This is a genomic window from Alteromonas ulvae (genome assembly GCF_048987005.1).
Classification (GTDB): Bacteria; Pseudomonadota; Gammaproteobacteria; order Enterobacterales; family Alteromonadaceae; genus Alteromonas.
In genome coordinates, this window is record NZ_CP185261.1 from 2,102,171 (window position 1) to 2,116,755 (window position 14,585).

The window sequence follows — 14,585 nt, forward strand, 5'->3', positions numbered from 1 at the left end:
ATGTTTGCTACTGCAAGGCTTTAAAGGAGGCTTAACATGCTAGCTTCCATTATTCGCACAGCAATAGACAGGCGCGGTATATTTTTGATGCTGAGTTTTTTAGTCATTGGTTTTGGCTTATTTAGTTATCAAAAACTGCCTATTGACGCAGTACCCGACATCACCAATGTCCAAGTACAAATTAATACACAAGCAACTGGTTATTCGCCGCTTGAAACTGAACAACGCATCACCTTTTTGGTAGAAAACGCTCTAGCGGGTATACCAAACTTGGATTATACCCGTTCACTATCTCGTTATGGCTTGTCTCAAGTGACCGCCGTATTTGAAGAAGGCACCGACCTGTATTTTGCCAGAAACCTCATTAATGAGCGCATAGGCATTATTAAAAGTCAGCTACCAGAGGGTATTGAGCCAGAGATGGGACCGATTGCCACTGGTTTAGGTGAAATCTACATGTACACACTCAGCGCTGAGCCGGGCACATTAACATCCGATGGCAGAGACTTTGATGCGATGGCTTTAAGAGAGTTGCATGACTGGGTGGTAAAGCCTCAACTCGCTCTAGTAAAAGGTATCACCGAAGTTAACGCCATTGGCGGCTTTACCAAGCAATATCATGTGAATCCTGATCCTCAACGTATGCTTAATTATAGTGTGAGCACTGACGATCTGCTGCGGGCATTGGAGCGCAATAATGCCAACCAAGGTGCGGGATATGTTGAACGCAACGGTCAACAAATACTGGTGCGCTCTCAAGCGCAACTGGCCACAATTGAAGATATAGGTAATGTAGTGGTAACACTCACTAATCAATCTCCAGTGACCGTCAACGATATTGCCGAAGTGGCTATTGGTAAAGAGCTTCGAACGGGGGCTGCAACACGAGAGGGTAAGGAAACCGTCTTAGGCACTGCGATGATGCTCATTGGTGAAAATAGTCGTGCTGTGGCCTTGGCAGTGGCTGACAAAGTGGATGAAATCCAAGCTAGCTTGCCCGAAGGTGTGGTAATAGAAACTGTTTACGATCGCACCGCGCTGGTAGATAAAGCCATTAATACTGTCCGTAAAAACCTCGTTGAAGGCGCATTACTAGTGATTGTGGTGTTGTTTCTTCTGCTTGGGAACATAAGAGCAGCCATTATTACCGCCGCTGTGATACCGCTCGCTATGCTCGCCACAATAACGGGGATGGTGCAAACAGGCGTAAGCGCAAACTTAATGAGCTTAGGGGCGCTAGACTTCGGGTTAATTGTGGATGGTGCGGTTATCATCGTTGAAAACTGTATCAGGCGCTTAAGTGAAGCGCAGAGGCGAACCGGCTCAGTGCTGCCCATGAAGGAAAGACTTGAAGTTGTATATGAAGCAACCAACGAAGTAATACGACCTAGTCTTTTTGGCGTGATGATTATTACCATTGTATATATCCCTATTTTTAGTTTAACAGGGGTAGAAGGGAAGATGTTTCACCCGATGGCGGCCACCGTCATCTTGGCATTACTTGCTGCGATGGTGTTCTCAATCACTATTGTGCCAGCAGCCGTTGCGATGTTTATGTCGGGCAAAGTCAGTGAAAAAGAGAGTCCAATCATTGTGGGGGCGAAATCGGTGTATCGTCCTGTTCTTTTATGGGCGCTGAAACTACGTTGGTTGGTAATAGGCTCAGCGACATTATTAGTTATTGTGAGCGTTTGGCTAAGCATGCGTCTTGGCTCTGAATTTGTTCCTCAACTCGATGAGGGTGATATTGCCTTGCACGCTATGCGAGTGCCCGGCACTGGCATTGAGCAAGCCGTGGATATGCAAAAAAGGCTTGAAGACGTCATTATGCAGTACCCACAAGTGAGCACTGTCTTTGCTAAAACCGGCACGGCCGAAGTTGCCACAGATGCGATGCCGCCTAATGTTACCGATACGTTTGTGATGTTGAAACCTATCGACCAATGGCCAGATCCTACTTTATCTAAAGCCGAATTTGTCGAGCAAATGGAGCGTGAGCTTCAAAACGTGCCCGGCAATAATTACGAGTTTACTCAACCTATCCAAATGCGGTTTAACGAATTAATTAGTGGCGTTAGAGCCGACTTAGGTATAAAAATTTATGGGGATGATTTAGATAAACTGCGCGATTCAGCCGGTGATATATTAGCGGTACTGCAAGATATACCCGGCGCTGCGGATGCACGCGTTGAGCAAGTTGATGAGATTCCTATCTTTACCGTGAACCCCAAGCCTTATGCTTTAGCGCGTTATAACTTGGATGTCACTGATTTGCAAACTTGGTTAAGCGCATCGATTGGCGGCAAAGAAGCAGGCTTGATATTCGAGGCCGACAGGCGATTCGAGATAGTCGTGCGCTACTCAGAGGATATTCGCAATAATCTTGATACGCTAGGCAGCATACCTAGTATGACTGGGGTTGGTGATTATGTGCCTATAGCAGAAGTTGCAACACTTGAATATGCCAGTATACCCAGTCAAATCAGCCGAGAAAACGCCAAGCGCCGTATTGTGGTGACTGCCAATGTAAGAGAGCGCGACCTAGGCTCGTTTGTTAATGAAGCAAAAATGCAAATAGCAGAAAATGTCGTATTGCCAAGTGGTTATTGGGTTGATTATGGCGGTACGTTCGAGCAGTTAGAAAGTGCGAGTCAGCGATTGAGCCTTGTTGTCCCAGCGACGCTTTTCTTAATTCTTGCATTGCTAGTCATTGCCTTTGGCTCGGTGAAAGATGCATTGATAATTTTCACCGGTGTGCCTTTAGCATTAACAGGTGGCGTTTTTGCGCTATGGGTGAGAGACATGCCCTTGTCTATATCAGCAGGCGTTGGTTTTATTGCACTGTCTGGCATTGCTGTGCTTAACGGTTTGGTTATGTTGTCGTTTATCCGTCAAAGGCTGGAAGAGACAGGAGAGTTAATTAACGCAATTGTTGACGGTGCATTAACGCGTTTGCGGCCGGTACTGATGACGGCATTGGTTGCTAGCCTTGGTTTTGTGCCAATGGCGCTGAATGTAGGGACGGGAGCAGAAGTGCAGCGACCTTTGGCAACAGTGGTCATTGGCGGAATAATTTCTTCTACTTTGCTGACATTGATAGTCTTGCCTGTTTTATATCGACTTGTGCACGGCAGAAAACTTAAATAAAGGAGAAGTGAACGGCAGATTTATTTAAAAAAGACATCTGCCATGCTAACTCTGTGATATCAGGCTCTTTATAGACGACTTTAGGGTGTGACTGAGCATGACGACCAAGGGGTTGTGTTGTTTTTACCGTTCGATTTTGTCGAATTGCCATCATCAGTTATTGTTGATGCTCGTGATGAATTTATGCAAACTCGGTATAAATTATGACTTGATGCTATTTTTCGTTTAGTAAGTGAGTCAAACTATTTAGGGCTTTATATGTACACAATAAGTAAACTCGCAAAGGAAGCAAATGTGGGTGTAGAGACTATTCGATTCTATGAAAAGAAGGCCTTGTTGCAGCAACCGATAAAACCATCTCAAGGTGTACTATCAATATCTTCTCTTTGACGATAGTTTAATGATCAAATCTAAGCCAATTGCCGGATCTACTTCTATTGCTCTGCAATACTCTACGTACTCTAAGATCGTTAAATTGCGCTGTGCATTTTCAATCTTGCTCACTGTTTGAAATGGTTCGTCAATTCTTTCAGCAACATCTCTCAAAGTTAACCCTTTCTGTTTACGGGAATTTTTAAGCCAACTTGTAAGGGCTAAATAATCGGGATGTGCAAGAGATTTAATCATCACTGCATTATGACAGTGAAATCTTATGTCCCGAAATTAGGGAATATCGTTCATGCTAAGAGATTAGTTGCCAACTTGCCATTGTAATTTGGACTGCTACGCCTTTTATGGACATCTTTAGGCTATTATTGTGCTTGAGAAACGAAAGTAGCAAAGCTAACATCGCTGACTAAATAGTCCTTGAGTGTCGCTGCCAACTTATTATTAATGATAAATTCTTCTCTGCCACTAATCAGCTGCCCATGCTCCCTGAAATAAGACAAAATAGCGGATTCTTCTTTAACAGGAGACTCGACATATTTACACAAAAACGTGGTATCGATATTTACTTTTTTTGCTCTGAGATGTTCACTGTGGCGTTTTTTTATTTCACGCTCAGTCTGGCCTATTTTAACCCGATACAAATTGTTTTCCTCTGACAGCATAGCTACGTAAATGAAGCCAGGCTTGTCAGTATTCACTAAATGTTCGTGCAACCACCATTTTTTTCCATCATTCATATCTCTCACAATTGCATTGCGTAATGCATGCTTATCGGTAACCTGATTGTTTACTATGTATTTGACCATCTGTTTATAAAGAGGAGTGGTAAGGTGGGGTAAGTCGGCAATATCCCATCCAAGCTCTAAAAAATTGGTTCGGTACTGCACCGACCCTAGCATTTCGTAAAAGAGTTGGTCGATTATGCTCCTTTTAATTTTTAACTGCGATAAAGCCCCCTTTATACCGCTTTCAGCAATCACTGATTGTATTTCAGCACATCGTAATAATTTAACTGGATGTTTGTTTGCGAGAGCCTTGGAGCACGAGCGAGAGAAGTATACGCCTCTTTCGTTACATTTTGATTTTAAATCAAAACCTCGTTCGCGAACCAATAATTTAAAATCACTAGAATAAACATTATTTTTGTTAGCATACTTTGCAAGGATACCAATGGTGACAAATCCAAAGAATTGGTCACTTAAAATAAAATGATTAAATACATGTTCACATATAGCAAGGTCTTTTTCATAAGAGCTGACGGTCATATTTATTCCCAAATATCTTCGGCTCAATTATTTTGTCCCGATTATATTGAATAATATACAGTTACCTTATTTAAACCAAATAAATATTTGCCGGTGTTTAATTAACTTTGTGACTGTTATCTATTGGTAGCCGAATTATAAGAAGGTGTACGGGTTTATTCTGCCACTATAGGGAACGATTGTAGTGGTCTTAGTGGAAAGATTATTGAGCGTAAAGTGCGGTAACTTGTACTAGTAACTTGTACTAGCTCAGACTTGATCTGGCAACCACACTAAGACAACTTATAAATCGAATTTTGCAATCTCGTCAATGTTAGTCAATAACGATTGAATCGCCTCAGTCTCATCGATTTTTTTCGCTTTCAAGGACTTACTGATATTTATCATTCTAATCATTCTAATTCTGACCTGAGACGACATTGCAAGTAAAACACTATCTAGCTGAGTTGATTGATGATTCAGTTCAGACGCCAAATGGACATATCTTGCCATAGTTGCATTTGAAGCATGCATTGTGACTTTTCGGCATGCTGTAGCAGCAACACTCAAAATATTATTAAAGCTTCCTGATGCTGCTAGTTTCTTAATCGCCTTAGCTACATTCATTGTAATAAATCTGTGTCGGAAAGAGTGATTTGTGACATGGCGCAACTCTTCCTTATACTTACTGGCATTAATTACTTTTTTTGCATAGTTTTTTAGATATGATTTTGCCAATGGTTTGCCACTTCGTGCATCAACAAAAATGGCGTCATGGTTTTGGTTGGGAAATGTGTTTTCGACTAACTTTAGGTAATACATTATGATCTGTAGGTCATCACCTGTGACTTCTACTTCTCTTTTTTTATCTTTATATTTACCCTTTAGAATCGGAATATCTCTTAATACACACTTCTTGGAATTCAGGAGCGACTTAGAAGCGTTTTCAACTGAAGATTTTGTTATCTGGTGAACTTCACTTATTCTTGCCCCAGTAATCTCAAGTAGTGTGGAGAAGGCTTGCCATCTGTATATTAAAAATTCATTAAGCTCTGGGTGATACGTGCTTTCATTAATGGCGTCCAACCATAAAACAAATTCATGATCGTGAATATACTCTACGTCCACGGCAATGCTAATCAACCCCGCAAATGATACATGATCTACATAAGTTATTTCTCTATTACCTGCTTTAAACTTCTTTTCAGAGTAATGAACACTGTATGCTCTCACCGTGTCTTTTTCTTCAGTTGCTAGTTTCCAGTGGGGATTTTCATCAGATAAAAATATAACGTAACCCAAAGCGACTCTGGCGTGCGTTAATACTGTTTCATCGGCAATCTTTCGATCTTTTAATACGCCTATGAATTGATATAAAGCCGAATCATTGATGTCGGATAGAGAAATTTTTTTATCTTCAAGGAAAGAACAAAATATATTTAGGCTATAAGCTTTCTTTGTAACCGTCGGTGCTAACGGCCTAATATTAAATATTTGAGCGCCTCCGCCCAATTTGGTTAGGTAAGCATTGGCGTGCCAATCTATGCCACCGCCTTTCTTCATTATTAAAGACAGTGAGCAATCATGTTTTTCATTTCTGCGCTGACTGGTTATAAGGAAATCAAGGCAGGGTGATTTAGCCGTCATGACATATGACATTATTTTATCAAAGCCAATCTGTTATTTCCTAAAATACGAGCCTGATCCAAAATCAGTTTTCTATAAGCTTTGTCTATTTGTTCGTCCTCTCTACAATTATCTAAAAGTTGCATGTATGCCCTGTAAACTTCTGCAAGTGCAGATTTTAAGTCTTCATTTTCTCTTTTCAACTCATTAATATCATGGGTTGTTAACCGAGTCTTTTTTATCGCAACGTTTTTATTTTTGTTTGCTTCTGATTTTTTAAGCCTTACATTAAGGTCTTCAATAGCAACTGATAATTCGCGTAAAGCTAATGCGTTGTGTTCTGTCATTGAAGAGTTGTAAGAATACCTTATTACGCCTAATGAGTCGTCGTGCCACTTATTTACCATTGTCTTAGTGATGGTGGATTTACTGGTCGTTAAGCTATCGGGAATCTCATCATAATGCTTTATGCTATTGAGGATTTCACTTTTACGAATCATTGATTCAGTGATCATTTTTTTTTTCAAAATTACAGATTGAGAAGTTTGCCCTTTTTGAAATCTCGCCACGTCAATATGCCTCTTTTTTCTGAAAATAAAAAAACACAGCATTTCCTTCAATTCGATGAAATCGAACTGTCTCACCAGTATTTTTTTTATGCTCATCGATCAAATCTCTTACTAAAGGTTCAATTACCAGTGACGTGGTCAACCAAAATTGACCAACCCAGTTAAGCTACTTTCTTCTGTTTCAATGCTGCCACTTCATACTGATTCGGACTCATATATCCTAAGTATGAATGTAACCGCATCGGATTATAAAACATCGCGATGTACTGCAAGATATCTTGCTGTGCTTCGAGACGGGTTTGATATGACTTCCAATGCACACGTTCTTGTTTCAGTGTACCGAAGAAACTCTCTACCACGGCATTATCCCAACAGTCGCCTTTTCGACTCATGCTGCCAATAAAACCATGGCCTTTCAATAATCGACGATACTGGTCACTTGCATACTGACTTCCTCTGTCAGAATGAACAATCAATCCTGGCTTCGGGCGACGTTGCCAAATCGCCATTGTCAGTGCATCGCAAACAAGCTTGGCCTTCATTCGTGAACCCATACTCCAGCCCACAACCTTCCGCGAGAACAGATCAATAACCACGGCTAAATACAACCAACCTTCACGTGTCCAGACGTAGGTAATATCGCAAACATACGCTTGGTCCGGTGCGTTAACGTCAAACTCACGGTTGAGTACATTGTCGAATACGGGCTTGTCGTGATCACTATTGGTGGTGATTTTATACTTCTTCTTGTATCGAACCTTTACGTTGGCTTCTTTCATTAACTGCCGCGTTTGCTGTCGGCCTACTGGATAACCTAAACAGTTCAATGCTCGCTGCATTCTGCGGCTACCGTATGTATGCTCACTCGCAACATCTATGGCTTCAATCCATTCGAGCATCTCAGCTTTTTCGTTATCCTTCTGCGTCTGCGGCCATTCCTGCTTCTTCACATACCGGTAGAAGCCATTTCTATTCACGCCCAACAGTCGACACATTAAATCGACTGGATAGGTCTTTTTACGTTGCGCGATGAAACGATATTTTATTTCGTTTCCTTGGCGAAAAAGACCGTCGCTTCCTTTAATATGCGCTTTTCCATTTCAAGCTGTTTGACCTGCGCTTTAAGTCGACGGATCTCTTCTTGCTCTGGTGTTAATTTACCGTTGCCCCTAAATGCTTGCCCATCATCATCTTGCTGGTATTCCTTGACCCAGCGACTGATCATCTGATTGTTAACATCTAACATTTTGGCAACATCGGTTCTGCTATGGCCTTGATCAAGCACAAGACTAACCGCATCGAGTTTAAATTCTTTGGTGTAACGCTTTCTTTCAGGCATCTCTTTCTCCAGTTAAGCTGATATTATACTCTTAACTGGACTGGTCAATTCAATTGGACCACGTCACAGAGATGTTTTTGCTTTTTTACGAGCTGTATTTACAATATTTGTTACGCTTGAATCACCCAGTATCGCCTTACCAAGAGAAGCACCAATCCTTGCAATTGTAACTTCTGCTTCGTCAATCCACTCGGAACTTGGAGATACTTCTGCGTAGTGAAAAGTTTGCTCTAGGTCAGCGTGCCCCAAAAACCAGGACAATTCTTCTAACCCCGTATTGTCAGTCATGTTGAAATACAGTACAGCAAACGTTCGTCGGTATTGGTGACTTCTTGGATACCATCGTTTTCCATTAATTAAGGGAGAGAAACTCCAGTCTGCAAACAAGTCTAGGCAACCATTTATATAATCATCGCTGAGAGGGGTAACACGCGATTGAGCAAATTCTGATGTATAGGCTTTAAAAGACGTGTGTGACAAAAAACCACCAAATAAGAACTGTTCGTTTTCATCTACAATAAAGCCTCTTCTCTCTTCTAGAACATTATTTAAAAGTGCAAACTCTAAGCCATAATCGAATATCAAGTCTGGTATTGGGCGGTGAACATCTTCAAGTTCAATACGTTCAGAAGTTTTTGGAATTCTTAAGACTAAATCGAAAAGTCCATCAATAGGCGATTGAACAAAGCAGTTCCGTTTTAAACTTCTCATAGACGTAACTCTACTAGCAACAAAACCTGCTACTAGTATGTAAATTGAGGCTAAATATAACCTTATCGCAACGGCCATGGACATTTCTCGTCTAAATTGGCTGAAGCACACCAAATTGTCGTCACACCACGACGTAATATTCAGTTCTTTTAATACGTCTGGCAAAGGTGTTTCTTTAAACACTTCCTCTTGTAATGATGAGCTTGAGCGGTAAACGTCGCTGTTATCTACTTTTTTAAGCTCATTTTTCGCAAGAACGGATAAATGCTGGCGGATAGCATAACCATACTTCCTAGCAAATTTAAGGCTTGTTGAAATAGAATGCAGGTAATTAGAAGTAGGCATTATGGGGGTTTTTATTGATTGTCTCATGCTATCAAACAGAGTTTCACCATTGCTAAATAATGCTGCGGGCGAGTGAGCAAATTTATACTTTTGAGATGCCCTTGCTGTGTAGACCGCCTCAAGCAAAGATACTATATTTGATATTGTCTTTTCTGAAGGTTGTAAATCTGTGTCTATATCGAAATCCATTGTATTCGCAGGTTGAAATTCACGAACCTTATTGGGTTGGTTCCATTTCTTTGTCACTGAGTGGTCTTCTTGATAAGAACTCTTATCGTTTTTAGGTGGGTTACTCTTATAGTGTTTTTTCAAAGAGTGCTGCAATGACATTAGTGATCTTGTTGTTAAATTAAGCTCATTTTTTATCTTAATCCAGTCGATTCGTGAAGATGAACCATAGTTCAAATCTATGATTTTAAGGGCGGCAGCAAATACATGAGGCTGTGTATTATAATCCATAATAAAATCTTTAAGCTCGTTTAATTTTATTTGATCTAGTCCCCGTACAAGCAATCTTGATTTTTTTTGCCGAACCTCATTAGCATGTTTAATTAAGTCTGTAATGGCGACCAGAATGGCTTTAGCTCTTAATGGTCGTGTTATTTTTCCTCGTGCGTCCAAGTATAATAAGCTATGCATAATGTCTTTCAATAAAGGTTCATTATTTCCGTCAGTCAAATACTCCACGTCAGAAATCTTTCTTTTAAAATTTATCTTTAGTGCTTTGTTTTTGTTCTTACGATAGTAGTCAATATCTATAGCCACTTTTGAAGCTAACCATTCTTGGTCGTAAATATTGTCATTTAATAGCCATCTGGGCATTTCGTATTCAAACTTTCCTGCGGAATCAATCAATTTGGAAAAGTCAACAAAATCATCGTCTATTAAATTTGCACTTTCACTCATGTTTTATTTAACCTCGCTTTTTTGCACTGCAAGTTGAGCAGTTCGGAGCATTTGTTTCATTATGACAGTGCTTTCAGATATTGCTGAAACAGCATTGACACATTGCTCCTTAAGTATCGGATCACTACCAGTTTTAATATAGATAAGAGCTGTTTTTATATTGTCGATAGAAACACAAAAATACACCTCTTTATTCTGGGTATTTTCATCATTCGGGTTTTTAAGTTTGTCGTAAAAATTACCACCCATATCTTCATTGTTAAAAGCAACTTCAAGCTGAGACTTTAATTCCTCCTCACTCATATTAAGCGCGTCTGAGGGCGAATCTTCCAAACCAATCGCCATGTATAGCAATATATTTTGAAACGCTCTAATTTTATTTCTATAGATTAGCTCTGATAGATAAGGGGGAATGTATCTATTTAAGGTTGTTTCGACTTTATTACCTAAGTAATTTGCGGTTCTCAATGCATCCCCTCTTGATTGAAGAAATATTAACACCCCTTTGGAACCTCTTATTTTTTTTAATGTTGAGTGTTGTAAGGCATTATTTTCACTAGGTAGGCTCGCTTTCATTTTGTTAAAGTTATGTTGAAATGCAGTGTCTGAAACATGTTGCACCCCATTTGCTGTCCGAATTATCCAAAGCTTTCTAATTTCGCTCGAATTTCTGGCTCTACTTGTCATTTCTAAAGCCATTTTCAGACAAGTAGCAGCATCTATATCTGATTTTTGTATCTGTGAGAGTAAGACGGGGCCTCCTTTAGCTTTCCTTGTTTTTGATTGTTTTGCGCGTTTTTTTAAAGCGCGAAGTCGGACAGACCCTTCATCAGTAATTTGAACAAACTCTCTACCAACCCCGTCAGATGATATCGAGATATCGTAGAGAGAAAATGGATTGATGCCAATTTCTTCCACGATTATCGTTTGCATAGCTGAAGCTACTTCTATGGTCAGTCCCAAATATCTGTTTACAGAATTACTTACTTTGTAAGGGCTATTTGGGTCATTGGTCCCACCTGCGATATAAAACTCATAGTTGCTGTCATAATACGCAACGCGCTTAGATGTTAAAAAGTCAGATATGTTGTTTTCTGGCCAAATCGCGCTTAATTTAGCTTGAAACTTGGGAGCAAGCTCAGCTTCGATATCAATGTTTTTATCTGTATGTTGTACAATGAAATTTTTATATTGAGTAACAACTTCGGATCCTAATAAATAATCTTGATAACCTTTCCAAACAATATCTTTTGCTACATCCGTCAAGCAGGCAAGGTTCGTATGGATTTCTTTTTTCAACAGTTCGAGAAATCGTGGCGTATCTTTATTAGAAGATATACTTTTTAAATCGTATAAATCTAAGCTAGATACTAAGGGATTGTTTGCATGCAATGTTTGATCACGCCATGACCCCTTATAGTTGTCAGGCAGGTCTATTTGGCTGTCTAGTAGTCCTTGTTCCATTAGTGTTCTTATTGCTTTACTAATAATATGGAAATGCAAATAAGCTGTATTTCTTTGATACCGGTCAAGCAGGTTCGCCCGGAACTTAATTAATTCACTTTGTAAAACCAGTGGATGATTATACCAATCAGGCTTATCTGTAGTTATACCGTTAAGAAAATCTGTTAATTGAGCTATTATCCTCTGCTTCGTTTTCTTCTTGTATGCCATCGCGTGATTTATCAAAGCGCCAGAGATTTCAGGGCTACATGTTTTATTCAGGACTTCTTTAAATACTCCAATTTTAGGATTTACATGCTTGAATCCTAATTGAATTTTTCTAGGGATTGCTTGCTTTTTAAGTTCTTCATAAGTCATTTTGGGGATAGCAACACTGAGAAAAGAGAGATGTTCTGTAGAATAAGGTACCCAAGTTATATCGCCACGCTCTATCAATTTAATAATATGTGTTTTTAGTGATATAAAGTTTGAATATGCAGTAGGTTTAGCAAGTCGCTGGCTTAAATCTATAGCTACTATAAAGCGACAATTAACTTGAACGGTTGAGCGACAACTATCTTGACCGGTTGTTCTGTTAAGGTTCGACACGATAATTCGAGGAGAATGGCGTGTCGGGAAATCACATCACAGAAAAACAAGTCAGGTTATATATGAAGTTCAGAAAGGATTTCACGCAGGAAGTGGCCGCCAGTAAAGCGGATATCTCTGTTAGCTCCGCCAGACGAATCGAGAATGGTCGTCACCAACCTAATCAAGCAAAACGCCAATGGCGTACCAGACCCGATCCTCTTGAAGCGGTGTGGGAGAGTGTCGTTGTTCCCATCTTACAACAAGATGAATTGATTACGCCGGTAGGCGTATTTGATCATCTATGTGAATCACATAGTGACGACTTCCCAACTACAGCACGACGTACGCTTGAGCGCAGAATTAAGAAGTGGCGACAATTACACGGTGGCGCTAAAGATGTGATGTTCTTGCAGCATCACGAATCAGGACTACTGGGAATATGTGACTTTACCCACGTCAAATCTCCTATCACCATAGGACGAGAGCCGTGTAAGCACATGCTGTTTAACTATCGCCTAGCGGCCAGCGGCTGGCAGTATTGCCAAGTAGTTTATGGCGGTGAGAGCTTTGCTGCATTCTCCGATAGCCTTCAGAAAGCGTTTAGAGAAAGTGGTGGCGTGCCCAAAGAAGTCCGTACTGACAGCTTAAGTGCGGCGTACCGAAACCATGACAATGCCGAGGCATTTACCGAACGCTATAAGTCGTTGATGGCGCATTACGGCTTTACGGCCACACGTAATAATACCGGTGTAGCTCATGAAAATGGTGTTATCGAGTCTAGCAATCGACATATCAAAGCGCAGTTAGAACAAGCGCTGCGTATACGCGGCTCGTTCGATTTTAACTGTCGCGATGACTATGAAGGCTTTATTCAGCAGTTAGTTGGGCGGCGTAACAAGCGTATCAACACCGCCTTTATCAAAGAGCAGCGACAATTACAGCCATTGCCGCCTGTAGGTAGCGTCAATTACTCAATAGAATATGTGCGCGTCTCGCGCACCAGCACTATCAATGTTAAACGCGTGACCTACACAGTGCCTTCCCGCCTGATAGGCAGTCGCTTGCGGGTACAAGTGTATGATAACAGGTTAGCCTTATATCTCGGTCATGAACTGACTTACACCCTAGAGCGCGTTTATGCGCAAGGCAGTTCGCGTAAACGCAGCGTCAATTACAAACACGTCATAGATGCTCTGGTTAAAAAGCCACAAGCCTTCCGGTGTTCACAGTGGCGCGACGAGCTATTACCTAACGAGGATTACCGATGCATCTGGCAATATGTTAACGGCAATATGAAAGCAGATGATGCCTGTCGTTATATCGTCAGAGTGCTTCACCTTGCCAGCAAAGAAGATAACGAAATACGGCTGGGGCGCTTTATCATGCAGCAACTGAATACGGGGAGACTGCCCAGCCTGTTTGACTGCCAAGAGCGCTTCCAGCAACAAACACGTGATATACCCCAACTCCAAGTGGGGCAGCATTCGTTAAAACAGTATGGCCTACTGTTGCAAGGAGGTCGACATGACTAATACAGCTTCACTGCCATTGATGCTAAAAAGCTTGCGCTTAAGTGAGTTCAGAAACCACTGGGAGAGCCTTGCTGAAAAAGCACTGCACGAACAATGGCGACCAGAACACTACTTGAGTGAGTTGTGCCACATGGAGCTGGCAAGTCGGACAGACAAGCGACAATTACGTTATCTAAAAGAGTCGAACTTGCCCTCAGGCAAACATGCTGGCGGCTTCGACTTCAATGCTATAGAAGGCATTAGTAAAGCGCGCCTGCATGACCTGGCTGATAACCACGAATGGGTTAAACAAGCCACAAACCTGCTACTGTTCGGTGCTAGCGGTGTAGGCAAAACCCACCTCGCCAGCGCATTAGGTTACAGCCTGATAGAAGCCGGAACCCGCGTAAAGTTCTATCCGGCCACCGCCTTGGTGCAACACCTACAAGACGCAAAACAGCAACTAAAACTCCAGGATGCGCTGAATAAACTGGATAAATACCAAGTGCTAATCGTAGACGACATCGGCTATATCAGAAAGACAGAACAAGAAACCAGTGTGCTGTTCGAACTCATTGCGCACCGTTATGAGAGGTTCAGCCTTATCATTACATCCAATCAATCGTTCGAAGACTGGGATGCATTGTTCACCGATACCACCATGACAGTTGCAGCTATAGACCGGCTCGTTCATCACTCACATATCATTCAATTACAGGGAGAAAGCTATCGAAGAAAAACAGCAATAAAACAGGAAGAATAA

General features: G+C 41.1%; 11 protein-coding genes. 4 read left to right on the plus strand and 7 right to left on the minus strand.

Annotated elements, in window-relative coordinates; translation table 11 throughout:
• Nucleotides 1-36: 36 nt before the first annotated feature.
• Both ACOJR9_RS09205 and ACOJR9_RS09210 read left to right on the plus strand, forming a co-directional pair.
• Complete coding sequence (locus ACOJR9_RS09205; protein WP_420935948.1) at nt 37-3,147, plus strand: efflux RND transporter permease subunit; 3,111 nt, start codon at nt 37-39, stop codon at nt 3,145-3,147.
• Nucleotides 3,148-3,405: 258 nt separating this feature from the next.
• Nucleotides 3,406-3,537, plus strand: coding sequence for a MerR family DNA-binding transcriptional regulator (locus ACOJR9_RS09210; RefSeq protein ID WP_420935949.1), 132 nt, complete (start codon nt 3,406-3,408; stop codon nt 3,535-3,537).
• On the opposite strand, the gene ACOJR9_RS09215 is transcribed toward ACOJR9_RS09210, so the two are convergent.
• The 7 genes from ACOJR9_RS09215 to ACOJR9_RS09245 form a co-directional block, all read right to left on the minus strand.
• Complete coding sequence (locus tag ACOJR9_RS09215; protein ID WP_032094205.1) at nt 3,520-3,774, minus strand: helix-turn-helix domain-containing protein; 255 nt, start codon at nt 3,772-3,774, stop codon at nt 3,520-3,522. The genes ACOJR9_RS09210 and ACOJR9_RS09215 overlap by 18 nt on opposite strands.
• A 125-nt stretch (nt 3,775-3,899) precedes the next feature.
• Nucleotides 3,900-4,802, minus strand: coding sequence for a GIY-YIG nuclease family protein (locus ACOJR9_RS09220; protein ID WP_032094204.1), 903 nt, complete (start codon nt 4,800-4,802; stop codon nt 3,900-3,902).
• A gap of 282 nt (nt 4,803-5,084) precedes the next feature.
• Nucleotides 5,085-6,428 (minus strand): tyrosine-type recombinase/integrase, encoded by a 1,344-nt coding sequence (locus ACOJR9_RS09225; protein WP_420935950.1) that lies wholly within the window; start codon nt 6,426-6,428, stop codon nt 5,085-5,087.
• 11 nt (nt 6,429-6,439) lie between these two features.
• On the minus strand, nt 6,440-6,976 hold the full coding sequence (locus ACOJR9_RS09230; RefSeq protein WP_032094202.1) for a hypothetical protein: 537 nt from the start codon (nt 6,974-6,976) through the stop codon (nt 6,440-6,442).
• 161 nt (nt 6,977-7,137) lie between these two features.
• Nucleotides 7,138-8,315, minus strand: a protein-coding gene (locus tag ACOJR9_RS09235; protein WP_420933767.1) for an IS3 family transposase whose coding sequence is annotated in 2 segments (ribosomal slippage) — nt 7,138-8,066 and nt 8,066-8,315 — 1,179 coding nt in all. Because the reading frame shifts where the segments join, the coding sequence is not laid out codon by codon here.
• Nucleotides 8,316-8,378: 63 nt separating this feature from the next.
• Nucleotides 8,379-10,277: a hypothetical protein gene (locus ACOJR9_RS09240; RefSeq protein ID WP_420935951.1), complete on the minus strand. Its 1,899-nt coding sequence runs from the start codon at nt 10,275-10,277 to the stop codon at nt 8,379-8,381.
• A 3-nt stretch (nt 10,278-10,280) separates the two neighbouring features.
• Nucleotides 10,281-12,329 carry a hypothetical protein gene (locus tag ACOJR9_RS09245; RefSeq protein ID WP_420935952.1) on the minus strand — a complete coding sequence of 683 codons (2,049 nt, stop codon included), beginning with the start codon at nt 12,327-12,329 and terminating at the stop codon, nt 10,281-10,283.
• Between the two features lie 20 nt (nt 12,330-12,349).
• Here ACOJR9_RS09245 and istA point away from each other — a divergent pair, with 20 nt between their 5' ends.
• Both istA and istB read left to right on the plus strand, forming a co-directional pair.
• Complete coding sequence (gene istA, locus ACOJR9_RS09250) at nt 12,350-13,843, plus strand: IS21 family transposase (RefSeq protein ID WP_420933002.1); 1,494 nt, start codon at nt 12,350-12,352, stop codon at nt 13,841-13,843.
• Nucleotides 13,836-14,585: an IS21-like element helper ATPase IstB gene (gene istB / locus ACOJR9_RS09255; RefSeq protein ID WP_420933001.1), complete on the plus strand. Its 750-nt coding sequence runs from the start codon at nt 13,836-13,838 to the stop codon at nt 14,583-14,585. The genes istA and istB overlap by 8 nt, the downstream gene beginning before the upstream one ends.